This is a genomic window from Paenibacillus oleatilyticus, assembly GCF_018998565.1.
In the GTDB taxonomy this organism is placed as follows: Bacteria; Bacillota; Bacilli; order Paenibacillales; family NBRC-103111; genus Paenibacillus_G; species Paenibacillus_G oleatilyticus.
The window spans coordinates 1-24,959 of sequence record NZ_JAHNZO010000022.1 but is presented as its reverse complement, the minus strand read 5'-3'; the positions used below and the strand labels follow the sequence as shown (position 1 = coordinate 24,959).

Annotated in this window: 25 protein-coding genes; 10 read left to right on the top strand and 15 right to left on the bottom strand. The window is 49.9% G+C overall.

The window, feature by feature from the left end; all coding sequences use genetic code 11:
• Nucleotides 1–26 precede the first annotated feature (26 nt).
• Genes KQX66_RS24480 through KQX66_RS24470 form a run of 3 tightly spaced genes read right to left on the bottom strand, consistent with a single transcriptional unit; the run spans nucleotide 27 to nucleotide 1,415 of the window.
• Nucleotides 27–260 carry a DUF951 domain-containing protein gene (locus tag KQX66_RS24480; protein ID WP_216795442.1) on the bottom strand — a complete coding sequence of 78 codons (234 nt, stop codon included), beginning with the start codon at nucleotides 258–260 and terminating at the stop codon, nucleotides 27–29.
• The gene (locus KQX66_RS24475; protein ID WP_216795441.1) at nucleotides 260–1,159 is read right to left on the bottom strand and encodes a mechanosensitive ion channel family protein; all 900 of its coding nucleotides are present in this window, start codon (nucleotides 1,157–1,159) and stop codon (nucleotides 260–262) included. The genes KQX66_RS24480 and KQX66_RS24475 overlap by 1 nt, the downstream gene beginning before the upstream one ends.
• Nucleotides 1,160–1,172: 13 nt before the next feature.
• On the bottom strand, nucleotides 1,173–1,415 hold the full coding sequence (locus KQX66_RS24470) for a putative Se/S carrier protein (protein ID WP_036691786.1): 243 nt from the start codon (nucleotides 1,413–1,415) through the stop codon (nucleotides 1,173–1,175).
• A gap of 128 nt (nucleotides 1,416–1,543) precedes the next feature.
• Here KQX66_RS24470 and yyaC point away from each other — a divergent pair, with 128 nt between their 5' ends.
• Nucleotides 1,544–2,158 (top strand): spore protease YyaC, encoded by a 615-nt coding sequence (yyaC, locus tag KQX66_RS24465; protein WP_216795440.1) that lies wholly within the window; start codon nucleotides 1,544–1,546, stop codon nucleotides 2,156–2,158.
• Here the strand turns inward: yyaC and KQX66_RS24460 are convergent.
• From KQX66_RS24460 to rpmH, 12 genes are all read right to left on the bottom strand, one after another.
• Nucleotides 2,133–2,627: a DUF4446 family protein gene (locus tag KQX66_RS24460; protein ID WP_216795439.1), complete on the bottom strand. Its 495-nt coding sequence runs from the start codon at nucleotides 2,625–2,627 to the stop codon at nucleotides 2,133–2,135. The genes yyaC and KQX66_RS24460 overlap by 26 nt on opposite strands.
• Before the next feature lie 20 nt (nucleotides 2,628–2,647).
• A complete protein-coding gene (locus KQX66_RS24455; RefSeq protein WP_216795438.1) occupies nucleotides 2,648–3,802 on the bottom strand; it encodes an aminotransferase class V-fold PLP-dependent enzyme in 1,155 nt (384 codons plus the stop codon).
• 104 nt (nucleotides 3,803–3,906) lie between these two features.
• Nucleotides 3,907–4,767 (bottom strand): ParB/RepB/Spo0J family partition protein, encoded by an 861-nt coding sequence (locus tag KQX66_RS24450; RefSeq protein WP_054975171.1) that lies wholly within the window; start codon nucleotides 4,765–4,767, stop codon nucleotides 3,907–3,909.
• A complete protein-coding gene (locus KQX66_RS24445; protein WP_216795437.1) occupies nucleotides 4,764–5,522 on the bottom strand; it encodes a ParA family protein in 759 nt (252 codons plus the stop codon). Before KQX66_RS24445 ends, KQX66_RS24450 begins: the two co-directional genes overlap by 4 nt.
• A 400-nt stretch (nucleotides 5,523–5,922) precedes the next feature.
• Nucleotides 5,923–6,744, bottom strand: coding sequence for a nucleoid occlusion protein (noc, locus tag KQX66_RS24440; protein WP_216795436.1), 822 nt, complete (start codon nucleotides 6,742–6,744; stop codon nucleotides 5,923–5,925).
• Between the two features lie 158 nt (nucleotides 6,745–6,902).
• Nucleotides 6,903–7,625: a 16S rRNA (guanine(527)-N(7))-methyltransferase RsmG gene (rsmG, locus tag KQX66_RS24435; RefSeq protein ID WP_216795435.1), complete on the bottom strand. Its 723-nt coding sequence runs from the start codon at nucleotides 7,623–7,625 to the stop codon at nucleotides 6,903–6,905.
• A gap of 3 nt (nucleotides 7,626–7,628) precedes the next feature.
• Nucleotides 7,629–9,518: a tRNA uridine-5-carboxymethylaminomethyl(34) synthesis enzyme MnmG gene (mnmG, locus tag KQX66_RS24430; RefSeq protein ID WP_216795434.1), complete on the bottom strand. Its 1,890-nt coding sequence runs from the start codon at nucleotides 9,516–9,518 to the stop codon at nucleotides 7,629–7,631.
• 30 nt (nucleotides 9,519–9,548) lie between these two features.
• Nucleotides 9,549–10,925, bottom strand: a complete 1,377-nt coding sequence (gene mnmE, locus KQX66_RS24425) for a tRNA uridine-5-carboxymethylaminomethyl(34) synthesis GTPase MnmE (protein WP_216795433.1) — start codon at nucleotides 10,923–10,925, stop codon at nucleotides 9,549–9,551.
• Between the two features lie 84 nt (nucleotides 10,926–11,009).
• The gene (jag, locus tag KQX66_RS24420; protein WP_036691758.1) at nucleotides 11,010–11,627 is read right to left on the bottom strand and encodes an RNA-binding cell elongation regulator Jag/EloR; all 618 of its coding nucleotides are present in this window, start codon (nucleotides 11,625–11,627) and stop codon (nucleotides 11,010–11,012) included.
• Nucleotides 11,628–11,639: 12 nt separating this feature from the next.
• Complete coding sequence (gene yidC, locus KQX66_RS24415) at nucleotides 11,640–12,374, bottom strand: membrane protein insertase YidC (RefSeq protein WP_054975178.1); 735 nt, start codon at nucleotides 12,372–12,374, stop codon at nucleotides 11,640–11,642.
• Between the two features lie 115 nt (nucleotides 12,375–12,489).
• A complete protein-coding gene (rnpA, locus tag KQX66_RS24410) occupies nucleotides 12,490–12,855 on the bottom strand; it encodes a ribonuclease P protein component (protein ID WP_054975179.1) in 366 nt (121 codons plus the stop codon).
• A gap of 116 nt (nucleotides 12,856–12,971) precedes the next feature.
• Nucleotides 12,972–13,106 carry a 50S ribosomal protein L34 gene (rpmH, locus tag KQX66_RS24405; RefSeq protein WP_054975180.1) on the bottom strand — a complete coding sequence of 45 codons (135 nt, stop codon included), beginning with the start codon at nucleotides 13,104–13,106 and terminating at the stop codon, nucleotides 12,972–12,974.
• A 505-nt stretch (nucleotides 13,107–13,611) separates the two neighbouring features.
• On the opposite strand from rpmH, the gene dnaA reads away from it, so the two are divergent.
• From dnaA to KQX66_RS24360, 9 genes are all read left to right on the top strand, one after another.
• Nucleotides 13,612–14,982, top strand: a complete 1,371-nt coding sequence (gene dnaA / locus KQX66_RS24400; protein ID WP_216795432.1) for a chromosomal replication initiator protein DnaA — start codon at nucleotides 13,612–13,614, stop codon at nucleotides 14,980–14,982.
• 209 nt (nucleotides 14,983–15,191) lie between these two features.
• Nucleotides 15,192–16,334: a DNA polymerase III subunit beta gene (gene dnaN, locus KQX66_RS24395; RefSeq protein WP_216795431.1), complete on the top strand. Its 1,143-nt coding sequence runs from the start codon at nucleotides 15,192–15,194 to the stop codon at nucleotides 16,332–16,334.
• Nucleotides 16,335–16,350: 16 nt separating this feature from the next.
• Nucleotides 16,351–16,566, top strand: coding sequence for a S4 domain-containing protein YaaA (yaaA, locus tag KQX66_RS24390; RefSeq protein ID WP_216795430.1), 216 nt, complete (start codon nucleotides 16,351–16,353; stop codon nucleotides 16,564–16,566).
• A gap of 99 nt (nucleotides 16,567–16,665) precedes the next feature.
• Nucleotides 16,666–17,772: a DNA replication/repair protein RecF gene (recF, locus tag KQX66_RS24385; RefSeq protein ID WP_216795429.1), complete on the top strand. Its 1,107-nt coding sequence runs from the start codon at nucleotides 16,666–16,668 to the stop codon at nucleotides 17,770–17,772.
• Nucleotides 17,773–17,801: 29 nt separating this feature from the next.
• Nucleotides 17,802–18,050, top strand: a complete 249-nt coding sequence (gene remB / locus KQX66_RS24380; RefSeq protein ID WP_010502242.1) for an extracellular matrix regulator RemB — start codon at nucleotides 17,802–17,804, stop codon at nucleotides 18,048–18,050.
• Nucleotides 18,051–18,107: 57 nt separating this feature from the next.
• Entirely contained in the window at nucleotides 18,108–20,018 is a 1,911-nt protein-coding gene (gyrB, locus tag KQX66_RS24375) for a DNA topoisomerase (ATP-hydrolyzing) subunit B (protein WP_216795428.1), read from the top strand.
• Nucleotides 20,019–20,028: 10 nt separating this feature from the next.
• Nucleotides 20,029–20,892 (top strand): polysaccharide deacetylase family protein, encoded by an 864-nt coding sequence (locus KQX66_RS24370; RefSeq protein ID WP_216795425.1) that lies wholly within the window; start codon nucleotides 20,029–20,031, stop codon nucleotides 20,890–20,892.
• Between the two features lie 65 nt (nucleotides 20,893–20,957).
• Nucleotides 20,958–23,441: a DNA gyrase subunit A gene (gene gyrA, locus KQX66_RS24365; RefSeq protein WP_216795424.1), complete on the top strand. Its 2,484-nt coding sequence runs from the start codon at nucleotides 20,958–20,960 to the stop codon at nucleotides 23,439–23,441.
• 146 nt (nucleotides 23,442–23,587) lie between these two features.
• A complete protein-coding gene (locus tag KQX66_RS24360) occupies nucleotides 23,588–24,655 on the top strand; it encodes a cyclic di-GMP phosphodiesterase (RefSeq protein ID WP_216795422.1) in 1,068 nt (355 codons plus the stop codon).
• Nucleotides 24,656–24,959: the final 304 nt, after the last annotated feature.

Genomic DNA, 24,959 nt, shown 5'->3' with positions numbered 1-24,959 from the left:
AAGTGCTTTTTAATATTTACCAGCGATCAAACTTCTCCCTCATCCGTTGCCACAGAATCTTCAGCCGGTGCAGCGGAACGAAGCACTTTTTTCAGCTTGCTCTCGAACTTGGACCGGGGAACGAGCACGCTGTGCTTGCACCCGACACACTTGATGCGAATATCCATCCCCATCCGGATGATCTCCATCTCGTTCGTACCGCACGGATGCGGCTTCTTCATCTGAACGACGTCACCCAACTGATACTGCTTCTTTTCCATCACGATTCCGCCTTTTCCGTTCTATGATAAGTGATCATCCGTGGATAAGGAATTTGAATCCCGTTGGCCTCGAATGCTTTTTTTATCTCCGCATTCAGCTTCCTTGCTACCCCGAACTGCTGGTTAGGCTTGCACTCCGCCGTAATCCGCAGCGTAATTTCTGTTGCTCCCATCATATGGATCCCGAGTACCTCAGGCTCTTTTACCATGTCCACACTTGTATCATAGAATGTTTTGACGGTATCCTCAAGAATCTTCATCGCAAAATCGATATCCGTTTCATACGTTACCGAGACATCAATGACGGCAAGCGAGTTATTGACGGAAAAGTTGGTAACTTGCACAATCGTCCCGTTCGGAATGATGTGCACTTCCCCTGTCCAGCTCTTCACCCGGGTGACCCTCAAGCCGATTTCTTCAACTGTTCCTTTGTAATTGCCCACTTGAATAACGTCGCCTACCGCAAACTGGTCTTCAAAAATAATGAAAAATCCGGTAATGACATCCTTCACCAAGCTTTGTGCACCGAAACCGATCGCCAGCCCAACGACACCAGCGCCAGCTAAGACTGGTCCAAGATTCACTTGAAATTGACTCAAAATCATCAAGATCATAATAAAGTTAACAACGTAAGTAATAATATTTCCCACGAGCTTGCCTACCGTTTTCGAACGTCTTGCATCGAACTTGATCGGCCCTTTATCCCGTGTCATCATCATATGCTGCAGCGCTTTTTCCGCAACCTTAATGATCACCCTCGCCGCGGTAAAAATCAGTATGATTTTAATGACGGTGAACAGCAGTCCTGTCCACAATTCGGGGTTAGAAATATAGTTAATCAGCTTTTCTTGAAATTGTCCCCATGTGGATAAACCACTTTCCTTCAGCATTTCATCCATTGATCTCCCACCCTTACAACTCTATGTTAACATAATGTCCGTCCTCTTTACTATAGAGCCCGTGGATATCTACCCGTTCTTCTTTAATAATACGCTTAACCTCCGAAAGATCCGCCTCCTGAAATTCCAGCGATAACGCGCAGCCAGCCGTAATTTCTTTGGGGGTAGGACACATATCGTTTTCGATATCCGCATAATCGAGGAGCATTTCCGCCCTCAGAGCTTGCTGTGTTGAATCGAAAGCCATGAGCAGCACCCTTCCCACCCCCTTTCTATTTTTTTCTGCCCCGCGTATATTTCGTTCCTAGCAACCGTATACTAGTAACAGCCCAATTTCTGGCATTTCCGATTATCACTCTACCCTTTTCCGCAGGAGGCGTTCCTATGAAACTGCCCTTTCAGAGAGATGCTCACAAGCCTAAAGCCAGCGAAACTTTAAAAATTATGCACTCCGAAGCGAACAGCATCGATCTGCTTTCAGATAAACTAAGCGCTGTTTTGCGAGCGATTCCAGCTCAACAGCCCATCGTCATCGTATGCGTAGGCACAGACCGTTCCACAGGCGATGCGCTGGGACCACTGGTCGGAAGTCAGCTTCAAAAGCAAGGCATCGAGGGCCTCCATCTATACGGTACATTGGAGCATCCGGTACACGCCATGAATCTGAGCGAAACCTTAACTACGATTCAGCAGCATTTTAACGATCCTTTCGTCATCGCGATCGATGCCTGTCTCGGCCAGTTGACCAGCGTCGGCTATATCCAAGTGGGCGACGGTCCAGTTAAACCGGGTGCCGGTGTTAACAAAGAGCTCCCTCCTGTCGGTCACATGCACGTTACCGGTATTGTGAACGTAGGCGGATTTATGGAGTACTTTGTCCTGCAAAACACTCGGTTGAGCCTGGTCATGAGCATGGCCGAGGTCATTGCCAAATCGTTTCAAACCGCATTCAGCGGCAAGAGCCAATGGTCTCCTACCTCTTTGGTACGGATCGATTAATCGCTTCCTTTTCTTCGGGGGACAACGCATACTTGGACTGACCCTGCTCGATCGGCTTCGCATACACATACGTTTCATCACGACCATGAATACCCGAAAGCACGACTCCTGTCTGCTGTTCATCCAAAATCGCTACGGAGAAGCTCAGATCGCTTCCCGTCTCCGAAAACGCATTGTACCGGTGTACACCGATATGCGATTTCATCGTGGACATGTCCCGGCGTATCGCTTGAATTTGCTGTTCGTTTCGACTGTCGTTTTCCAGCAAAATGTTCCCTTTCTCCTGCAGCTCCATTAGGATCTGTTCCACATTTAAGCTCCCGGTCCCGTTCAGCATGCTTTTATAATTCCGGCGGAGCTTATTTAACTTCACCCACAGTACGATAACAAGAATTAAAAACAACAAAGAGATGACTGCTGTGATGAGCAACAGCACCTCCACAGGCATTTCCAGTACAACATCCCCCACGCTAAAAGCCTCCTGCTCTCCTATTTAAAATGCTTGGCAATTTCACGAACCGCATAGAGCAGTTGATCCGTCTCCTGTTCCGTCGTAAAGCAGCCGACACTCGCCCTTACGGCTCCGCGTTCCAATGTGCCGACCATCTCATGAGCAAGCGGCGTACAATGGAAGCCGGCCCGAACCGCAATATGAAACGATTGATCCAGGATGAAAGCGACTTCGGACGAATCGGCACCAGCGATGGTAAAGGCAACAATTCCTGTTTTATTTTGCCCGATTTGTGGCCCTAAAATGGTCACTCCATCAATTTCCATCAATCCGTTCATGATCCTTTGGGTGAGCTTCCATTCTTTCGCATGAATCTGCTCAACCGTTTGCTTGTGTATGTACTTCACGCCTTCCACAAGTCCGGCAACCCCTACCGTATTTTGCGTCCCGGCTTCATACCGATCCGGCCGAACGTCAGGTTGTTCCGCGGCTTCGGATTGACTGCCGGTACCTCCATGCAGCAGAGGCTCCAGATCGATCTCAGGATCGATATACAGTCCGCCTGTTCCTTGCGGCCCTAGTAAACCTTTATGTCCCGGAAAAGCAAGCATATGAATGCCCAGCTTCTGTACATCGACTTCCATCGTTCCGGCCGTTTGCGCAGCATCGACCAGCAACTTAATATGATGGTCTCTGCACAACTGTCCCAATTCCTCAATCGGCATAATGCTGCCTAACAGATTGGAGCTGTGCGTGCTTACAACCAAGCTTGTCTTCGATGTGATTTCGTGACGCACATCGTCCAGGCTCAGCCGTCCTTGCTCATCGGTTTTTACATAGGTCACTTGCACATTTTTCGTTCTCTTCAAGTATTCCAGCGGTCGTCTTACGGAATTGTGCTCGACGGCCGTACAAAGAATGTGATCCCCCTCTTTGACATACCCTTTAATGGCCAGATTCAAGGCAAAGGTCGTATTGTGAGCATACGCGATATCGTTAGGGTTTTTGATATTGAACAGCCTGGCCAGCTGCTTCCGTCCTTCAAACAATACGCGGCTCGCTTTGACAGCCAGCTCATGACTGCCTCTCCCCGGATTAGCAGCATACTGCTCCATGCAATCATACATCGCTTTCAACACTTCCGGCGGCTTCGGCCAGGAGGACGCCGCATGATCCAAGTAGATGACCGACATTTGTTCTCACCTCTACTGTCAATTCAGATCCGTTACACAAATATAGCATACCTAGTTTAACCTGTACTTATCAGGCATGACCCGGGTATGCTATACCATCATCATTAGGAAGTTTTCCCTTGGAGCAGCTCCAACAGACGATCCAAATCATCTTTTGAATAATACAATAACTCGATTTTCCCTTTGTTATTGCTGTGTTTGATTTTCACCGTCGTCCGGTACATTTCTCTCAAGCTTTCTTCCAATTGATTAATGTACGGGTCTTTACGTTTCGGCTTCAGCTTCATCTTTTTCGAATCCGCTTTTTCTTCCAGCTTCTTTACTTCCTCTTCAAGTTCGCGAACGCTCCACTGCTCTTTTATCGCGGTATCGGCTAAAGCCTTAATGACCTTCTTATCCTTCAAACCTACGATCGCTTTAGCATGTCCCATTGATAATGTTCCACGTGAAACATATTCTTTAACTTCTTCCGGAAGCTGCAGCAAGCGAAGGAAGTTTGCAATGTGCGAACGGCTCTTCCCTACCTTTAAGGACAGCTCTTCTTGCGTCAGTTTGAATTGATCGATCAACGCTTGATATGCAATCGCGATTTCCAAGGCATTCAAATCTTCGCGCTGCACGTTCTCAATTAACGCAATTTCCATAACCTGCTGATCGCTGAATTTCTTTACAACTGCAGGTATCGTCGGTTTTCCGCAAACTTGAGAAGCACGGAATCTTCGCTCACCGGCAATAATTTCATATCCTTTAAGAACACTGCGAACGATGATCGGCTGAATGACACCATGCTCTTTAATCGAATCAGCCAATTCCTGAATCGTCTCATCGTTGAAATTGCGTCTAGGCTGATATGGGTTTGGCCGAAGCTGAGCCAATGGAATTTCTACTACTTTGTCGTCTTCGTTAATGCTCAATGCAGGCAACAGTGCATCCAGTCCTTTACCTAATCCAATTTTTTTGCTCAAAGTGCGATCACTTCCTTTGCCAACTCCAAGTATACCTCTGCCCCTTTGGATCTCGGATCATACGTAATGATCGGTTGACCGTGACTGGGCGCCTCGCTCAATCTAATATTTCTTGGTATGATTGTCTGATACACCTTCTGTTGGAAGTACTTTTTCACTTCCTCAATGACCTGCATACCCAAGTTCGTTCTCGCATCGAACATGGTCAACAGCACGCCTTCAATTTGCAGCGTGGTATTGAGATGCTTTTGAACCAACCGAACCGTGTTAAGTAATTGGCTCAATCCTTCCAGAGCATAATATTCACATTGAATAGGAATAATTACCGAGTCGGCAGCCGTTAATGAATTGACAGTCAATATCCCCAAAGATGGCGGACAATCGATTAAAATATAATCAAACATATGTTTGATCAACTGCAATGATTTTTTTAAGCGCAGTTCCCTGGAAATGGTTGGAACAAGTTCAATTTCCGCACCGGCCAATTGAATGGTAGCCGGTATGATTTTCAAATTTTCCAAGGCCGTGTCGGCCATAGCTTCTTTCGGATGAACATCGTTAATAAGAACGTCGTAAATACAGTGAACGACATCTGCTTTATTAATGCCAAGTCCGCTTGTCGTATTTCCTTGCGGATCGATATCGACAAGAAGCACTTTCTTTCCCAAGGATGCCAATGATGCGCCTAAGTTGACGGATGTCGTTGTTTTGCCAACCCCACCCTTCTGGTTGGTTATGGCGATGATTTTAGCCAAAATCTGTTCACCTCAAATAATAAAAACTAGAGTAAATACGATCTTTTCGAGGAGTCGAATAGAAGACATACATTAACGACAGTAGCGAAAAAAAAGAATCATTGGAGAGCTTCATTCCCTCCCCAATGATCGGTTGGTAAGAAAAGCTTCGAACAGAAGCTTTTTCGAGGAAAATACGTTTGTGCCTCAGCTAAAGCTTTTCTAGTAAAAATTGAATGCTCTATTAAAACTCAAACATTCTCATCATAACAGAAAAACTCAAATCGAAGTCATGTCAAAGATGCATGATGCTGTATTACCTTAATCACTATCAGAAATTCATAGATACTTTGCGAGAATATGTATTCTGACAGCTAAACAAAAGCCTCATTCGAGGCTTCAATAATCTCTACTCTCTATTTTACCGCTTTGGAATCCGAATTACAATCTCATAGTGATCTTCATGATCCTGTTCCGTCGTATTGATCGGAAGGCCGGATGAAGTGACCATATCCACCGATTGACGAATCGTATTCAGGGCTAACCTTACATCCTTGGAGAACGAAACTCGTTTTGTCTTGCTGTTTTTAATCTTAGTCGCTTCCTTCAAAAAGGCGACTCTCGCTTCGGTTTGCTTTACGTTCAGCTCTTTACTTACAATATCCTCCAGAACGCGCAGCTGTTGTTCCTCTTGATCTAAAGCAAGCAACGCCCTGGCATGCCGCTCCGTAATTTTCCGTTCCATCAATGCATTTTTTACCGGATCGCTCAACTGAAGAAGCCGGATCTTGTTCGCAATCGTCGATTGACTTTTCCCGAGGCGCTGAGCCAGACTTTCCTGAGTCAAACTGTGCAAATCGATCAGTTGCTGGTAAGCTATCGCTTCCTCGATGGCCGTCAAGCCTTCCCGCTGCAAGTTCTCGATCAGAGCAATAGATGCCGCTTGCGAATCATTAAAATCGCGAATAATAGCCGGGATCGTTTCATTCCCCAGCTTTTTGACTGCGCGCCACCTGCGTTCCCCTGCAATTAATTCATAGCGGTTATTCCGAAGACGAACAACAATCGGCTGAATAACACCATGTGTCTTAATCGTTTGACACAGTTCATCAATCCGCTCACCGTCAAAAATCGTTCGAGGTTGGTAAGGACTTGGAACGATGTCATTGACAGGAACATTTTTCACTTCGTCAGTCGGCGCCTTTTCAGCAAAACCAAACAATTTTGAGATTTGTTCCTTCATTACGATAACCACCCGATCTTTTTCACCGATAATGAATCTCCACTCTATAAACAATTCTCCAAATATGCCCAAAATCCTGCAAAAGTCTCCGAAGAAGTTTATTATTGACTTTCACAAAAAGAAGCCACCTGCTCCAAAATGTTCCACGTGGAACACCATCAAACTAGCGGCGTTTTCAAAGGAGTTCCCGCTTTTCTGGGATACTTTTTGGGAGTTGGAGCTGTCTTTTCTATGTCAATAATGTGTCTAGTCGATTCTTCCAAAGGAAGCTGAAAACGATATGTATAGTTCCATTTACCTTTTAGCTCTTTCAAGCTAAGCACCGCTTCCTCCAACTCTACCTGAACGTCCTGCCCTTTCATGGCAGAAAACCTCCCACCAGGTTTAACAAAAGGAAGGCAAAATTCGTTAAGAACAGCTAATCGGGCAACAGCCCTCGCAGTGGCAAGATCGTAACGATCCCGATGTTCGGGCATACGTGCAACGTCTTCCGCACGTCCATGAATAAACCGCACGTCCGTTAATCCAAGCGTATTTCCCAGATGCGTCAAAAACTGTATGCGCTTGTTGAGCGAATCGACGATCGTGACGTGTAAATGGGGATAAACAATTTTCAACGGAATGCTCGGAAATCCGGCTCCCGATCCGATATCCGCAACGGAACGAATGTGTTCCATCGGAATAAAAAAAGAAACAGAGAGAGAATCATAAAAATGCTTCACGTACACTTGTTCTCTCTCTGTAATCCCCGTCAAATTCATCCGCTCGTTCCATTCGACGAGCTCCCGGTAATAGAGCTCGAACTGATGAAGCTGCGCTTCCGTCAGTTCGATGCCCTTCTCTTTCAACAGTTCGGTAAATTGTTGTTGTACGGCGTCCATATTTTATCCTCTGGCTGCAACGACTTTATTGTAATGCTCCAAGTGAACAAGCAAAATGGAGATGTCCGCAGGCGTAACGCCGCCAATACGGGACGCTTGACCGATGGAGATCGGCCGGATTTTCGCCAGCTTTTGCTTCGCTTCGGTGGCGATTCCATGGATTTCATCGTAAATGATATCGTCCGGAATCCGCTTTTTCTCCATCTTCCGAAGCCGTTCCACTTGCGCGAGCTGCTTCTCAATATAGCCGCTGTATTTCACTTGAATTTCAACCTGCTCCTTCATGTCCTCCGTCAGCTCATAGGGAGCCGGAGAAATGCCATGAATGTGCTCGTAAGTCACTTCCGGCCGGCGGAGCAAAGACAACAGATCGACGGAGTTGTTCAGCTCGGCGCTGCCGAGCGAAGCAAGCATCGCTTGAACCTCCGGCGTCGGCTTCGTCTTCGTCGTTTTAAGCCGCTCAAGCTCGGCTTCGACAAGACGTACTTTCTCCTGATAACGCGCATACCGATCTTCCGTGATCAACCCGATATCGTAACCGATCTGGGTCAACCGCAGATCCGCATTATCGTGGCGGAGCAGCAACCGGTACTCGGCACGCGACGTCAGCAGGCGGTAAGGCTCGTTCGTCCCTTTCGTTACCAAGTCGTCGATCATCACTCCGATGTAAGCTTGTGAACGATCCAGAACAACCGGTTCCTTCCCTTGCACTTTGCGGGCCGCATTGATTCCGGCCATAATCCCTTGTCCTGCCGCCTCTTCGTAGCCGGATGTGCCGTTAATTTGCCCGGCCGTAAACAGCCCGTCGATCACCTTCGTTTCAAGCGACGGCTTCAGCTGCGTTGGAATCACGGCATCGTACTCGATAGCATAACCGGTGCGCATCATCTCGACCTTCTCCAGCCCAGGAATCGAGCGAAGAATTTGCAGCTGCACATCTTCAGGCATGCTCGTAGAGAGTCCTTGTACGTAGTATTCCTTCGTATTGCGGCCTTCCGGCTCCAGGAAAATTTGGTGCTTCGGTTTGTCGCTGAAGCGTACGATCTTATCTTCGATGGACGGGCAATATCTCGGTCCCGTACCTTCGATCGCTCCGGAGAACATCGGAGCCCGGTGCAAATTATCGTTGATGATTTGATGCGTTTCCTCCGACGTATACGTCAGCCAGCAAGGCAGCTGATTCGGCACTTCCTCCGTCGTATCGTAGGAGAAAAATTTCGGCTTCTCGTCCCCGGGCTGAATCGACGTTTTGCTAAAATCGATCGTATCCTCATGCACCCGCGGCGGCGTCCCCGTCTTAAAGCGGACCAGCTCCAAACCGTGCTCGCGCAGATTTTCCGACAGCTTGACGGCCGGCTGCTGATTGTTCGGTCCGCTCTCGTACATCAGCTCGCCCATAATGATCTTGCCGCGCAGATACGTTCCGGTCGTCAGTACGACCGTTTTTCCCATATATACGGCGCCGCTTTTCGTAACGACACCCTTGCACACGCCGTCCTCGACGATCAGCTCTTCCACCATCCCTTGACGAAGCGTCAAGCGGTCCTGCTTCTCAATCGTTTCCTTCATCGCGTGTTGGTACAAAAATTTATCGGCTTGCGCCCGCAAAGCATGCACAGCCGGTCCTTTCCCCGTGTTCAGCATGCGCATTTGAATATACGTTTTGTCGATGTTGCGGCCCATTTCACCGCCGAGCGCATCGATTTCGCGCACAACGTGCCCTTTCGCCGGTCCGCCGACGGAAGGGTTACACGGCATAAAGGCGATCATATCCAGATTGATCGTAAGCAGCAGCGTCTCACAGCCCATCCGGGCTGCCGCCAAAGCTGCTTCACTGCCGGCATGACCGGCTCCGATGACAATGACATCATATTGACCTGCAGTGTAAGTCATTCTTCCAACCTCCTAACCCTTTTCGAGAAGTTATTTACCTAAACAAAATTGCGAAAAAATCTGATCTATTAACGATTCGCTTACCGAGTCCCCGATAATTTCCCCGAGGTGCTCCCAAGCGTTACGAATGTCGATTTGAATCATATCGATCGGCACGAAAGCCTCCGCTGCTTCATGTGCCTCCGTAAGAGCCGATCTCGCCTGCTTCAGCAGATGAATATGACGAGCGTTGCTCACATAAGTCAGGTCACTTGATTCTACCTGACCGCTGAAAAAAATACTAGCGATAGCTTTTTCCAAGTCAGCGATGCCCTGCTGGGCAAGCAGCGACATCCGCACAACCCGGTCCTCGCCGAACGCTTCCTTCAAAACCTTTTTCTCAATAAGCTGCGGAAGATCCTGCTTGTTGATAATCGCGATCACCTGACGGTCCTTGAGCTGGTCGATCAGCGCATATTCATCCGGCTGCAGAGGCTCCGCTCCATTGCATACGAACAGGATCAAATCCGCGTCCGACAGCGCCTGGCGTGACTTTTCCACACCGATCTGCTCGACCAGATCCGACGTTTCCCGTATCCCGGCCGTGTCGAGCAGCTTCAGCGGAATGCCGTTCACATGCACATACTCCTCCACCACATCGCGAGTCGTCCCGGCAATTTCGGTGACGATGGCCCGCTCCTCCTGTGCCAGCGTATTGAGCAGCGACGATTTGCCGACATTCGGCCGGCCGACGATCGCCGTAACCAGACCTTCCCGCAAAATCTTACCCTGCTGGGCCGTCGTCAGCATGCGTTCGATATCCGACAGCGCGTCTGCGCATTTTTCCTTGATAAAAGCGTTCGTCATCTCTTCCACATCGTGCTCGGGGTAATCGATATTGACCTCAATGTGCGCCATCAGCTCGACCAACCGGTGGCGAAGCCCCTTGATCGTTTTCGATAAGCTGCCCTCCGATTGCTTGAGCGCGATGCGAAACGCCCGGTCCGACTTGGCGCGGATCAGGTCGATGACCGCCTCCGCCTGGGACAAGTCGATCCGGCCGTTTAGAAAAGCGCGCTTCGTGAACTCGCCCGGTTCAGCGAGCCGCGCTCCGTGCTCCAGCAGCAGATCCAACACCTTCCGTACCGAGACGAAGCCCCCGTGACAGCTAATTTCGACGACGTCTTCCTTCGTAAACGACCGTGGCGCGCGCATCACCGTCACGAGCGATTCCTCCACTCGGGCGCCGGTTTCCGGATCGCGAATATAGCCGTAATTCACCGTATGCGTCGGCACATCCGTAAGCTTCGATTTCCCTGCAAAAATTTTATCGCACACAGGCACCGCTTCATCGCCGCTGACGCGAATGACCGCGATCCCTCCTTCGCCCATCGGGGTGGCAATCGCCGCAATGGTGTCTTGATTCATGATAGCACCTCTATCTGACTTTCTTCGTAATTAAAGAAAAAGCAATGAGGTCATTACGGACATGACATCATTGCAATGTGGCAATCAACGTAAAACGATAACGATTCGGCGGTTCGGCTCGTCTCCGCGGCTGAACGTGCGAACCTTGTCGTGCTGCTGCAGCCAAGCGTGAATCACCTTGCGTTCCGCAGGCGACATCGGCTCCAGCACCACTTCCTTGCGTGTCCGGACGACGCGTTCCGCCAGCCGGTCGGCCAGCTCCTGCAGCGTCTTGGTCCGGCGCTCGCGAAACTGCTCGGCGTCCAGCACGATGCGCACATGACGGTCCGAAAAGCGGTTCGCGACAATATTGACCAAGTACTGCAGCGCATCCAGCGTCTGGCCGCGGCGCCCGATCAGCATGCCGAGCTCCGAGCCGTGCAGATGAAGCTGCGTACCGTCCTTGTCCTGCTTTTGTTCGATTCGCACATCCAGCTTCATGCTGCGGAGAACCTCCTGCAGGAACGCGACCGCTTCCTCGATCGCATCGGGCAGCAGCTCAAGCTCCACCCGGGCGTCCTTCGCCCCGATGAGGCCGAACAAGCCTTTGGAGGGCTGCTCCAGCACGCTGATTTTCACCCGTTCCTCCGGCACGCCCAGCTGCCCGAGTCCGTTTTTGACGGCTTCGTCAATCGTTTTACCCGTAACCACGATTTTCTTCATATCATCGCACCCTTACTTTTTAGATCCGCCCTTTTTATTAGGTACACCATAAATAAAGTAAGATTGAACAATGGTGAACAGGTTGCTGTATACCCAGTAAAGCGGCAGCGCCGAAGCGAAATTCATCGCCATCACGAAAATAAGAATCGGGAAAATAAACATCAGGCTTTGCATTTGCGGGTTCATTTGCGACGACATCATTTTTTGCTGCAAGTACGTTGTTAGCGCAGCCAGGAGCGGCAGGATATAATAAGGATCTTTCGTGCCGAGCTGCATCCATAGGAAGGAGTGCTCGCCGATGTGATGGTTGCGCATAATCGCGTTGTAAAGCGCAATCAAAATCGGCATCTGCACAAGCACCGGAAGACAACCGGCAAGCGGATTGACGCCTTCCTTCTGGAACAGCTTCATCGTCTCTTCCTGCTGCTTCTTCACGTCGTCTTTATGTTTTTCCTTCAGCTTCTGCAGTTCCGGTTGCAGCTCCTGCATCCGCTTCGAGCTTTTGTATTGTTTCAACGTCAACGGCAATATAATGAGCCGGATAATAATCGTTACGATAAGAATCGATAATCCGTACTGTCCCCCGAACAGGTTGGCGAACCAGTCGAGCGTATTGGCCAGCGGCCCTACGGCATACTTGTCCCACATACTGTTGGTCGGGTCGATGGGGGCGTTGGCGGGGCTGCATCCAGCCAGCAGCAGCAATACCGACACGAGCGGTATATATTTCAGTAATCGACGCGTCAAAAGAGTATCCTCCCAGTATCATCTTTTCCAATAATCAACTATATCATATCTTTGGACACAAAGAAACTGATCCCCGCGAATCACTGGCCTCGAAGGCAGCGTACCATCGCGAAGCTCAGCCTGGTCCCGGGCTATTTTCTTTGCGCTGCAGCAGCGACGCGCGTTTAAACACGTGCAGCACGCTCTTTTCCATCTCGTGATAGGACATTTCGGCCGCCGGCTTCCTGGCAATGAGGATCAGATCGTACCCTCCCGGAATCCGGGCGGCGTTCAATCGCACAATCTCCTTTAGTAGGCGCCGGATCCGGTTGCGCACAACGGCGTTGCCGAGCTTCTTGCTGACCGAAACCCCAAGCCGAAACGAAGCCTGCTGCGGCTGCGCTTTATAATACAGAACGAACTGGTGATTCGCAGCGGATTTCCCGTGACGATATACCTTATCGAAATATTCTCTTTTGGTCAGTCGGTTTTTCTTTTCCACGCGGCATCGCTCCATATGGTCAAATCCTTAGCGGCATAGGCTTTCCTATCGTTCGCGAATTCGACCCGATTTAAACGAATGCAACAAAAAAGACCACCTGACAGTGGTCTCTCGTCTTATGCGCTCAGTACTTTTCTTCCTTTTTGACGGCGAGCAGCCAGTACTTTACGGCCGTTCTTCGTACTCATTCTTTTACGGAAGCCATGAACTTTTTTGCGCTTTCTAACGTTCGGTTTGAAAGTCGGTCTCATCTATCGTGCACCTCCTCAAAGGATTTGGTTCCCAATCCCCAAAAATACCTTTTAACATTAAACCACTTTACGTGTCAAAAGTCAACTTCCAGCCTACAAAAAGTTATGCACAGGCTTCGGCCAAATTCGACCATTTCTCCCCTGTGAATAAAAAAATCGAGTTTTCCACCGCTCTTGTCGAATTGTAAACAGATTATAAACAATATCTAGTACTGTTGATAACTTATATACACAAGGTCTTGGGTATGTGGATAATCCCAAACATTCCATTGCGAACGTGGGTCTTTTTTGATATCATGAATATGTTTTCCTTTGTGGATACGGATTTTTTTCAACAATGTTATCAACAGCCTGTGGATATCTCTGTGAACAATTTTCAGTGCCTCTGTATAATGAAAATTTCGTAAACCTGCACATTGTGGATAGTTTCGACAGCATCTGATTTTTTTCTACAGGGTCGCGGCTTATGCCATACCGGTTATTTTTTTTAAGGAGTGAATAGATTGTGGAAAGCCATCCCAACGACCAGTGGCAGCAAGTTCTTTCCATATTGCAAAAAAGGGTGAGCAAGCCAAGCTACGAGACGTGGCTGACTTCCACAAGAGCCGTGGCCTTCAACGATTCCACGGTCGTCATCTGTACCCCCAACAATTTTTCCCGGGAATGGCTTGAAAACCGGTACACCAAGCATATAAAGGAAGCCGTATTCGATTACTGCGGCAAGCAGGTCGAATTAAAGTTCATCATCGAGTCCGAAGACGAAGCCGATTCGTTCAGCCGCTCTTCCTCCCCTTCAACCATTCCCGCAAGCGCGCCGCAAACCGCCGTTTCCGAGGAAACGGTCAGCCACATGCTTAATCCCAAGTATTTGTTCGATACGTTCGTCATCGGATCGGGCAATCGCTTCGCTCATGCCGCGTCGCTCGCGGTCGCCGAAGCGCCGGCCAAAGCATACAATCCGCTGTTTTTGTACGGCGGTGTGGGACTGGGCAAAACGCACTTGATGCACGCGATCGGCCATTACGTGCTTGAGCATAATCCGAGCGCCAAGGTCGTCTACATCTCGTCCGAAAAATTCACGAACGAGTTCATCAATGCGATCAGGGACAACCGGGGGGAAAGCTTCCGCAACAAGTACCGCAATATCGACGTGCTTCTTATAGATGATATTCAATTCATTGCGGGAAAAGAATCAACGCAGGAAGAATTTTTCCACACGTTTAACGCACTACATGAAGAGCGGAAGCAGATCATTATCTCCAGCGACCGGCCGCCGAAGGAAATTCCGACGCTCGAAGAACGGCTGCGCTCCCGCTTCGAATGGGGACTCATCACGGACATTCAGCCTCCGGACCTGGAGACGCGTATTGCCATTCTTCGCAAAAAAGCGAGAGCCGAGAACCTGGATATTCCCAATGAAGCGATGGTCTACATAGCGAACCAGATCGATTCGAACATTCGGGAGCTGGAAGGCGCCTTGATTCGGGTGGTCGCTTATTCTTCTCTAATTAACGAAGACATTACGTCACATTTGGCGGCCGAGGCGCTCAAGGATATTATCCCGAGCAGTCGTCCTCGGGTGATCACGATTCACGACATCCAGCAGAAGGTCGGCGAATTTTACGGCTTGAAGCTGGAGGATTTCAAAGCGAGGAAACGAACCAAAACCGTAGCTTTCCCGCGGCAAATCGCCATGTATCTGGCCCGCGAGATGACAGACTTTTCGCTGCCGAAGATCGGCGAAGCGTTCGGCGGGCGCGATCATACGACCGTGATTCATGCGCACGAAAAAATATCCGCAGCACTCAAATCGGATCAGGAATTATATAAAATCATCCAGAACCTTACCGAAAAAGTGAAAAACGTGACGATGTAACGATTGGCGTCCATTCACAGCCCTCAATCCACAACTGAATAAAGGGGAGCCTATGCACACACTTATTCACATGTGGATAGGCTCTCTTTTTGCCTTATTGACGCAGTTATCCACATATCCCGAGGCCCTACTACTATTACTATAAAAAAACATGTAATATAGAGGTATATGCGCGACTCTCCCATTTTAGAACCCGTAGGAGTGAAATTATGAAGTTAACCGTACTGAAAGAATTTTTAAACGAGTCGATTCAGCACGTTTCCAAAGCCATTTCCAGCAAAACGACGATTCCCATTTTAAGCGGAATTAAAATAGACGCCGATTCCACCGGCATCACGCTGACGGCCAGCGATACCGATATTTCGATTCAGAGCTTCATTCCCACCGAAAAAAATGAGCTGCAAGTCATCGACCTGAAGCAATCTGGCAGCGTCGTGCTCCCTTCCAAGTTTTTTGTGGAAATTATCCGCAAGCTTCCGGCGCAGCAGATCGAGATCGAGGTCAAAGACCATTTCCAAACGACGATCCGTTCCGGTTCTTCGGAAATTCAGTTGGTCGGACTCGATCCGGAGGAATACCCGATCATGCCGGGCATTGAAGAAAACAAACGGATTCAGATCCCGAGCGATCTGCTTAAAACGATGATCAAGCAAACGTCGTTTGCTGTGTCCACGAACGAAGCGACGCCGATTTTGACCGGGATTCTGTGGACCATTGCAAACGGAAAGCTGAAATTTACCGCCTGTGACCGGCACCGTCTCGCTTCCAGAGAAACGACAATCGACACCGATGTCGACCTCACCCTTAATAATGTTTCCATATCTGGGAAAACTTTGAATGAACTGTCCAAAATTCTGCCTGATCAAAACACGCTGATCGACGTCGTATTCGCCGAAAACCAGGTGCTGTTCAAAATGAACTCGATTCTTTTCTACACGCGTATCTTGGACGGAACATATCCAGATACGTCGAAGCTGATTCCGCAGTCGTATCAGACCGAGCTGGTTGTCAACACGGACAATCTGGCGGACGCGATCGACCGCGCCTACCTGCTTTCGCGGGAAGAAAAAACGAATATCGTGAAGCTCGTCATGCACGAGGACGAGACCATTGAAATTTCCTCGAGCTCGTCCGAGCTGGGGAAAGTCACCGAAGAGCTGACGACGGCCAGCCTCAAAGGGGAGCTGTTGCGCATTTCGTTCAACTCCAAATATATGCTGGATGCGCTCAAAGTTATGGACAGCGAGCAGATTCATATCGGTTTTACCGGTGCGATGCAGCCGATCATCATTCGTCCCGACGAAAATTCGAGCCTGCTGCAGCTTATTTTGCCGTACCGGACTACAGGCTAAAGGAGCCCTTTCACGGATGAAAAATATCGGCATTCGCACCGAATATATTACGCTCGGCCAATTTTTGAAGCTCTCCGACTGTATTTCCACCGGCGGACAAGCCAAGAGCTTCCTGCAGGAGGCTACCGTCATCATCAACGGCGAGCCGGATAACCGCCGCGGCCGCAAGCTGGTGGCCGGCGACATCGTCAACGTTGCGGGCTGCGGCGAGTTCCAAGTCGTACAGGAATAAAGTCCGGCATATGCTATTGAAGCCGGCATTGCTCCGCAATGCCCAAGCACATGCTTTCGAAGTTAGCTTTGCTGCGCAAAGCCCTTAGGAGGAACTCTTTTGCAGTTAAAACGGCTTTCATTGCAGCATTACCGTAACTATGACCAGATGGAATTCCAGACCGACAACATGGTCAACATCATTGTCGGACCGAACGCACAAGGCAAAACGAACCTGCTCGAATCGATCTTCGTGCTGGCGCTAACCAAATCCCACCGGACGCATCAGGATAAAGAGCTGATCCGGTGGAACGCTTCCTCCACGCTGCTGCACGCCGAAGTCGAAAAGCGCTACGGTACGGTTCAGCTCGATTTATCCATATCGCAGCAAGGCAAAAAGGCCAAGGTGAACGGGCTGGAGCAAAAAAAGCTCAGCAATTTCATCGGGGCCTTAAACGTCGTTATGTTTGCGCCTGAAGATTTGGAGATCGTCAAAGGCTCTCCCGGTGTCCGCAGGCGCTTTCTCGATATGGAGATCGGGCAGGTTTACCCGGCCTATTTGCACGACCTTTCGCAGTACAACAAAATATTGCAGCAGCGCAACAATTACTTGAAGCAGCTGTTTTCCTCGCCGGGCAAAGCTTCCATGCTGGACGTGTGGAATGAGCAATTAATGCAGTTCGGTGTTAAAATTATGAAAAAACGTCAAAGCTTTATAAAGAAGCTGCAAGCATGGGCCGAAAAGATCCATGCCGGCATTACCAACGGCTCCGAGCAGCTTCGCATCGAGTACGACTGCGCCTTGTCCCACGCGCTGGAACAAGAAGACGCTGTTTTATTTGACCATTTTATGATAAAGTTATCACAGGTGAAGGATCAGGAGCTTCGCCGGGGCGTGTCGTTGGTCGGGCCGCACCGCGACGATCTGCGATTTTATATCAACGACAAGGAAGTGCAGACGTTCGGCTCCCAAGGGCAGCAGCGGACGACGGCTTTGTCGCTTAAGCTGGCCGAGATCGAGCTGATCCGCGAGGAGGTCGGCGAATATCCCCTTCTCTTGCTCGACGATGTGCTCTCCGAGCTTGACCGCTACCGCCAAACCCAGCTTATCGAGACGTTTCAACGCAAGGTCCAAACCTTCATAACAACCACTGGCATTGAAAGCATAGATTTGTCAAAACTGGAAAGCGCTTCTGTGATTCACGTTCGGGACGGAAGCTTGACATAGATAGTTTTGCCGATAAGGAGTGGGCCAGCGTGTTTATCCATTTGGGCGGAGAAAAAATTATTCGCGCCGCAGAGCTTGTCGCCATTTTTGACCTTTCCATTGAGAAATCATCGAAAATATCGAAACAATTTATAACGTATGCCAATAAAGACAAGAAGGTGGAAGTCATCGGCGAGGAGGAAAGCAAGTCGCTCGTGGTGACCCAGACGAAAGTATACTATTCTCCGATTTCGTCCATGACCTTGAAGAAACGGGCTCATCATCTGTTAACGAACTAGATCTTTGAAACGCTTCGTAAGGAAGCTTTTCTTAATTACGGAAAAGTGGGTGTCTGCATGTCTGTGAATCCAGGTACAACTTATGATGAAAGTCAAATCCAGGTGCTTGAAGGTCTGGAGGCCGTTCGCAAGCGTCCGGGGATGTACATCGGCTCAACAAGTAGCCGCGGCCTTCATCATCTGGTATGGGAAGTCGTCGACAATAGTATAGACGAAGCTTTGGCAGGATACTGTACGAGAATCCATGTCATCGTTCACCAGGATAACAGCATTACCGTTATCGACAACGGACGCGGTATTCCGGTCGGCGAGAATCCGAAGCTGAAGAAATCGACGGTTGAGGTCGTCCTCACCGTGCTTCATGCCGGCGGCAAGTTCGGCGGCGAAGGCTACAAAGTTTCCGGCGGCTTGCACGGGGTAGGCGTATCCGTCGTGAACGCCCTTTCCAAGAAGCTGATCGTAGAGGTCACGCGCGAAGGCAAGGTGCACCAGCAGGAATACCGTTACGGTGTTCCTCAGCAAGAATTGCAAGTGATCGGCGAGTCCGATGAAACGGGGACGAAAGTAACGTTTTGGCCCGATGAGCAGATCTTCACCGAAACGACGGAGTACTCGTACGAGACGCTCCAATCGCGGATTCGGGAGCTGGCGTTCTTAAATAAAGGCATCGAAATTACACTGACCGACGAACGGACGGACGTATCCCAATCGTTTTTCTACGAAGGCGGGATCGTTTCATTCGTCGAGTTTTTAAATCAGAACCGGGAAGCGCTGCATCAGCCGATCTATGTCGAAGGGCAAAAAGACAACATTCAGGTTGAAATCGCTCTGCAATACAACGACAGCTATACGGAGAACATTTATTCGTTCGCCAACAACATCAACACGCATGAAGGCGGTACGCACGAATCCGGCTTCAAAAGCGCATTGACGCGCATCTTGAACGATTTTGCGCGGAAATTCAATGCGATTAAAGACAACGACGCCAATTTGACCGGTGACGACGTGCGCGAGGGAATTACCGCGATTATTTCCGTCAAAATCCCGGAACCGCAGTTCGAAGGCCAGACGAAGACGAAGCTCGGCAACAGCGAAGTTCGCGGCATTGTCGAGTCGCTTTTTGCCGAGAAGCTGCAGGAATTTATGGATGAAAATCCGACAGTAGCACGCAAAATCATCGAAAAAGGCGTCCAGGCGCAAAGAGCCCGGGAAGCCGCGCGGAAAGCCCGCGAGCTAACGCGCCGCAAGAGTGCGCTCGAAGTCAGCTCCCTGCCGGGAAAGCTGGCCGACTGTTCCTCCAAGGACGCTTCGATCAGCGAAGTGTATATCGTCGAAGGGGACTCTGCCGGCGGCTCCGCGAAGCAAGGACGCGATCGGCATTTCCAAGCCATTTTGCCGTTGCGCGGTAAAATTCTTAACGTGGAAAAAGCGCGTATGGACAGGATATTGTCCGACAACGAAATCCGGGCCATCATTACGGCGCTCGGTACGGGAATCGGGGAAGATTTCGATATTACCAAAGCGCGTTACCATAAAATCATTATCATGACGGACGCCGACGTCGACGGCGCCCATATCCGGACGCTGCTCCTGACGTTCTTCTACCGCTACATGCGCAAGCTGATCGAAGCCGGCTACGTCTATATCGCCCAGCCGCCGCTTTACAAGCTCGAACGGAACAAAACGGTGCGCTATGCATACAACGACAAGCAGCGGGAAGCGATCTTGGCCGAATTCGGCGACGGCGTCAAAGTGAATATTCAGCGCTATAAAGGCTTGGGCGAGATGAATCCGGAGCAGCTGTGGGAGACGACCATGGACCCGGAAAGCCGTACGATGCTCCAGGTCAGCATTCAAGACGCGATCGATGCCGATACGATGTTCGATACGCTGATGGGCAGCAATGTCGAGCCTCGGCGCGACTTTATCCAGTTGCACGCCAAATACGTCCAGAACCTGGATATTTAACGGCTCGGCCATGCGAAACCTAAAAAAATACGGCTTGCAGTGGCTGCTCGCGGCAGTCGCTCTGCTGCTGCTCGTTCCCGGCATGTTTCATGCACGCGGATCGGACGTCTGGTACACAGACCGGGTAGCGGTCATTGCCTATCACCATATCGACGATCACACGCAGGGCGATGTTACGATAACGACGGCGCGCTTTCGCGGCCAACTGACCGATCTGCTGCAGCGGGGGTACCATTTCATATCGCTGCAGCAGTTTCGCGATTTTATGGCCGGCGGGCAGGTGCCGACCAATGCGGTGCTAGTCACGTTCGACGACGGCTACCGAAGCTTTTATACGAATGCTTACCCGATCTTGAAAGAACTGAATATTCCTGCCGTGAACTTTGTCATTACGAAAGATCTTGAGCATCCCGATCAGAGCCTGATTCCCTCGCTTTCCAGGGATCAGATCCGTTTTATGACCCGGGAAATGAAAGACATCGACGCCCAGTGCCACTCGGATAGCCTGCATGACCGAGCGCCTGACGGCGGGCCGCTGCTGACTTCCCGGCTTCCCAAGGATGGCGGCACCGAAGACCTGCCGCAATTCGAACAGCGGATTACGGATGATACGAAAGCATGCGTCAACAAGCTGAAGGAGCTTTATGATCGTCCGGTGGATGCCTATGCGTATCCATTCGGCTACTATGACGAGCAATCGATTACTTTGCTTCACAAGGCAGGCATTCGCTACGGTTTTACAACGGCTAGCGGTTTGACCGGCCGGGATGCGGACCCGATGCAAATTCCGCGCATTAACGCAGGCAGTCCATTTGTTAAAGAGAACTCATTGAATAATTTAATTATTAAATCGATTGCCCGTAAGTCTTCATAGCAACGTTCTTATACTTTTTTATAGCAGTAGTTCTTAAGAGCAGATAGCATGTAGGAGGGGTACACATGTCGGAAGAATCTCGTTCGCAGATTAGAGAAATCGATATCGGCTCGGAAATGCGCACCTCCTTTATGGATTACGCAATGAGCATCATTGTCAGCCGTGCTCTGCCGGATGTACGGGACGGGCTTAAGCCGGTGCATCGCCGTATTTTGTATGCGATGTCGGAGCTCGGTATGGCGCCGGACAAGCCATATAAAAAATCCGCCAGGATCGTCGGCGAAGTCATCGGTAAATACCATCCGCACGGCGACTCGGCCGTTTATGAAACCATGGTCCGGATGGCGCAGGATTTCTCCTTGCGCTACATGCTTGTCGACGGTCACGGAAACTTCGGTTCCATCGACGGCGACATGGCCGCGGCCATGCGATACACCGAAGCGCGCTTGTCCAAGATTGCGATGGAGCTGCTACGCGACATCAACAAAGAAACGATCGACTTTGTGCCTAACTACGACGGCGAAGAACAAGAACCTGCTGTCCTGCCGGCGCGTTTTCCGAACCTGCTGGTGAACGGTTCGTCCGGGATTGCGGTCGGTATGGCCACCAATATTCCGCCGCACAATATGATCGAGGTCATCAACGGCGTTCAGCAGCTGATCGAGAACCCGGATGCAACGCCGCTTGATTTGATGCAGTCGATCAAAGGCCCCGACTTCCCGACCGGCGGTTATATTATGGGCCGTGAAGGAATCAAGCAGGCGTATGCGACCGGACGCGGTTCCGTCACCATGCGCTCGAAAGCGACAATCGAAGAAAACGGCAATAAAGCGCGGATTATCGTGCACGAGCTGCCATATCAAGTAAACAAAGCCCGGTTGATCGAAAAAATCGCCGAGCTGGTCCGCGATAAAAAAATCGACGGCATTACCGATTTGCGCGACGAATCCGACCGCAACGGAATGCGTATCGTCATCGAGCTGCGCCGCGACGTCAATCCGAATGTCGTGCTGAACAACTTGTACAAGCAGACGGCGATGCAGTCGAACTTCGGCATCATCATGCTTGCGCTTGTCAACGGCGAGCCGAAAGTGCTCAACCTGCGCGATATGCTGTTCCATTATTTGGAGCACCAGAAAGATGTTATCCGCCGCAGAACCGAATACGATCTTCGCAAAGCGGAAGCGCGCGCGCACATTCTGGAAGGACTTCGCATCGCTTTGGATCATTTAGACGAAGTCATTGCCTTGATCCGCGGGTCCCGTACGACCGAAGAGGCCCGTGACGGCTTGATGCAGCGTTTCAGTCTCAGCTTCGACCAAGCCCAGGCGATTCTGGACATGCGTCTGCAGCGCCTCACCGGGTTGGAGCGCGAGAAGATCGAAGAGGAATATGCCGAGCTGCAGAAGAAAATTGCCGAATTCAAGGCGATTCTTGCTGACGAAAGGCTCGTTCTGAATATCATCAGCGAAGAGCTGAACGAAATCAAAGAGAAATTCGGCGACGACCGCCGTTCCGAAATTACGATCGGCGGAGACAGCATCGAGGATGAGGACTTGATTCCTCGAACCGACGTTGTCATTACCATCTCGCATACCGGTTATATCAAGCGATTGCCGGTATCGACATACCGCAGCCAGCGCCGTGGAGGCAAAGGCGTGATCGGGATGGACACGAAAGACGACGACTTTGTGGAACATCTGTTCGTAACGAACTCGCACCATTATTTGATGTTCTTTACGGACAAAGGGAAAGCGTATCGTCTTAAGGCGTATGAAATTCCGGATCTAAGCCGTACCGCACGGGGAACGCCGATCATCAACCTGATTCAGATCGAACAGGGCGAGACGATCAATGCGGTTATTCCGGTCGAAAGCTTCGATTCTGACAAATATTTGTTCTTTGCCACGAAGAACGGCTTGGTGAAGAAGACGCCGCTTGACGATTATTCCAATATCCGCAGGGGCGGACTTATTGCCGTTACCCTTAGGGATGACGATGATTTGATCGGCGTCAGGCTGACGGACGGCAACCAGTCGATCATTATGGGAACGAAGCAGGGCATGTCCATCCATTTCCCTGAACAGGAAGTTAGAGCGATGGGCCGGGCCGCCACCGGCGTCAAAGGGATTCAACTCGACGAGGGCGACGCGGTCATCGATATGGATGTCGTGCATGAAGATAACAGTGTGCTGATCGTAACCTCCAAAGGATTTGGCAAGCGTACGCCGGTTTCGGAGTACCGTCTCCAGTCCCGCGGCGGCAAAGGTATCAAAACGCTTAACGTAACGCCGAAGAACGGTCCGGTTGTCGGCCTGAAGATTGTACGGGAAGAAGAAGACCTCATGATCATTACCGCTCTGGGTACGATCATCCGGACCAGCATGTCCGGTATCTCGCTCATGGGCCGTAACACGCAAGGGGTCAAGCTCATCAACATTCGGGAAGAGGACGAGGTATCGACCTTGGCTCGTGTGGATAAGAGCGAGGAGCAGCCGGAGTTCGAAGAGGGCGAGGAGTCTTCGGAAGGCCAGGAAACGCAAGAATAGCAAAAGATTTTAGACGAAGATGAGAGGAATGGGGCTTACATCCCCATTCTTTTTCGTTTATAATAATAATATATGGGTCTAAAGTATTACTTTTTTAAGAAACAATGATCCACGGAAGCTGACAAGAGGTAAGGTGAGGGAATCCCATGGTAACCGTTCCTGTTTCCCAATTGAAACCCGGCGAAAGAATTATCGAGAATGTTCTCACCAAATTTAACAATATTTTGTTCATGAAAGGAAAAATCGTATCGGAGCGCGATCTGGATATTTTGCGGGCATTCCTCATTCCAGCCGTTCAGATCGAGTCCAAAGACGGGGAAGCAGAGCCTGCCGTGCAGGAACCGACATCCGAGGAGCAAGCCGACAACGTCCTGCCTTTTCATGAGCATTATCATAAAATGCTGCATTTGCTTCGCCGCGTATTTAATACTGCGGCATCGGGAGGGCATAACCCGCCGATTTTGGAGATTCGTACGACGCTTGAAGTGCTTATTAAAAATATTGACCAGTATAACGTGCTGACGTTCACTCCGCGCCACTATCAACTGAGTGATTTTATTTACCACAATAGCATTATGGTGAGCCTGACCTCCTATCTTTTGGCCAAATGGCACGGGTTGTCTTCCAAGGAGTTAATGCAGGTTGCGCTTGCCGGATTACTGCATGATATCGGCAATGCCAAAGTGGACGCCGCTATTTTGTTCAAGCCTGCCAAGCTTACCGCCGAGGAAGCCGAAGATATGAAGCGGCATACCATTATCGGCTATAACATGTTGAAGCTTGTTCCGGCGATCAACGAAGGGGTCAAGCTGTGCGCCCTCCAGCATCATGAGCGGGAGGACGGTTCCGGCTATCCGCTTGGCATTCATGGCGATAAAATTCATACGTATTCCAAAACCGTAGCCGTCGCCGATATGTTCCACGCCATGACGACCGACCGTTTTCATAAAAAGGCTGTCTCGCCGTATCTTGTTTTGGAGCAGCTTCAAAAAGAGTCGTTCGGCAAAATGCAGCCTGCCATCGTTCAGACATTTATAAGCAAAGTAACGGCATTCCACAACGGCATGCTTGTCCGGCTTAGCGATAACCGGGTCGGCGAGATCGTGTTTTCCGACCGTACACATCCGACCAGACCATGGGTTAACGTGAACGGCAAAATCATCAATCTTACAGTAGAACGTCATCTGTATATTCATGAAGTTATTCAGAAATAAAATATTTTCGGATCAAGGCTTGACTTTCGGTTCGATTATATGTTACATTAGTCTTCGCCCTTCGAAGGGCGAGGGCTTTTTTTCTCTCTTGCAAAACTTGGTAGAAAAAAAGTACTTGCAATCGAATAGGCGAATGTGATATATTAATTAAGTCGCCGCTAAACAAGGCGGCAAGGAAATTGCCCTTTGAAAACTGAACATCGAGTGAGTGTCATAAAAGAGAATGCAAATTCTCGTCAGTAGTAACTTTTGAGCTTTAATCAGCTTTTCTTTAATGGAGAGTTTGATCCTGGCTCAGGACGAA

Coding starts and splice junctions, on each gene's coding strand:
- gyrB (WP_216795428.1), top strand. CDS start 18,108: ATGTCTGTGAATCCAGGTACAACTTATGATGAAAGTCAAATCCAGGTG.
- dnaN (WP_216795431.1), top strand. CDS start 15,192: ATGAAGTTAACCGTACTGAAAGAATTTTTAAACGAGTCGATTCAGCAC.
- jag (WP_036691758.1), bottom strand. CDS start 11,627: ATGAAGAAAATCGTGGTTACGGGTAAAACGATTGACGAAGCCGTCAAA.
- mnmE (WP_216795433.1), bottom strand. CDS start 10,925: ATGAATCAAGACACCATTGCGGCGATTGCCACCCCGATGGGCGAAGGA.
- KQX66_RS24480 (WP_216795442.1), bottom strand. CDS start 260: ATGGAAAAGAAGCAGTATCAGTTGGGTGACGTCGTTCAGATGAAGAAG.
- KQX66_RS24455 (WP_216795438.1), bottom strand. CDS start 3,802: ATGTCGGTCATCTACTTGGATCATGCGGCGTCCTCCTGGCCGAAGCCG.
- rpmH (WP_054975180.1), bottom strand. CDS start 13,106: ATGAGACCGACTTTCAAACCGAACGTTAGAAAGCGCAAAAAAGTTCAT.
- yyaC (WP_216795440.1), top strand. CDS start 1,544: ATGAAACTGCCCTTTCAGAGAGATGCTCACAAGCCTAAAGCCAGCGAA.
- noc (WP_216795436.1), bottom strand. CDS start 6,744: ATGAAGGAACAAATCTCAAAATTGTTTGGTTTTGCTGAAAAGGCGCCG.
- rsmG (WP_216795435.1), bottom strand. CDS start 7,625: ATGGACGCCGTACAACAACAATTTACCGAACTGTTGAAAGAGAAGGGC.
- KQX66_RS24370 (WP_216795425.1), top strand. CDS start 20,029: ATGCGAAACCTAAAAAAATACGGCTTGCAGTGGCTGCTCGCGGCAGTC.
- gyrA (WP_216795424.1), top strand. CDS start 20,958: ATGTCGGAAGAATCTCGTTCGCAGATTAGAGAAATCGATATCGGCTCG.
- yaaA (WP_216795430.1), top strand. CDS start 16,351: ATGAAAAATATCGGCATTCGCACCGAATATATTACGCTCGGCCAATTT.
- KQX66_RS24475 (WP_216795441.1), bottom strand. CDS start 1,159: ATGGATGAAATGCTGAAGGAAAGTGGTTTATCCACATGGGGACAATTT.
- KQX66_RS24360 (WP_216795422.1), top strand. CDS start 23,588: ATGGTAACCGTTCCTGTTTCCCAATTGAAACCCGGCGAAAGAATTATC.
- mnmG (WP_216795434.1), bottom strand. CDS start 9,518: ATGACTTACACTGCAGGTCAATATGATGTCATTGTCATCGGAGCCGGT.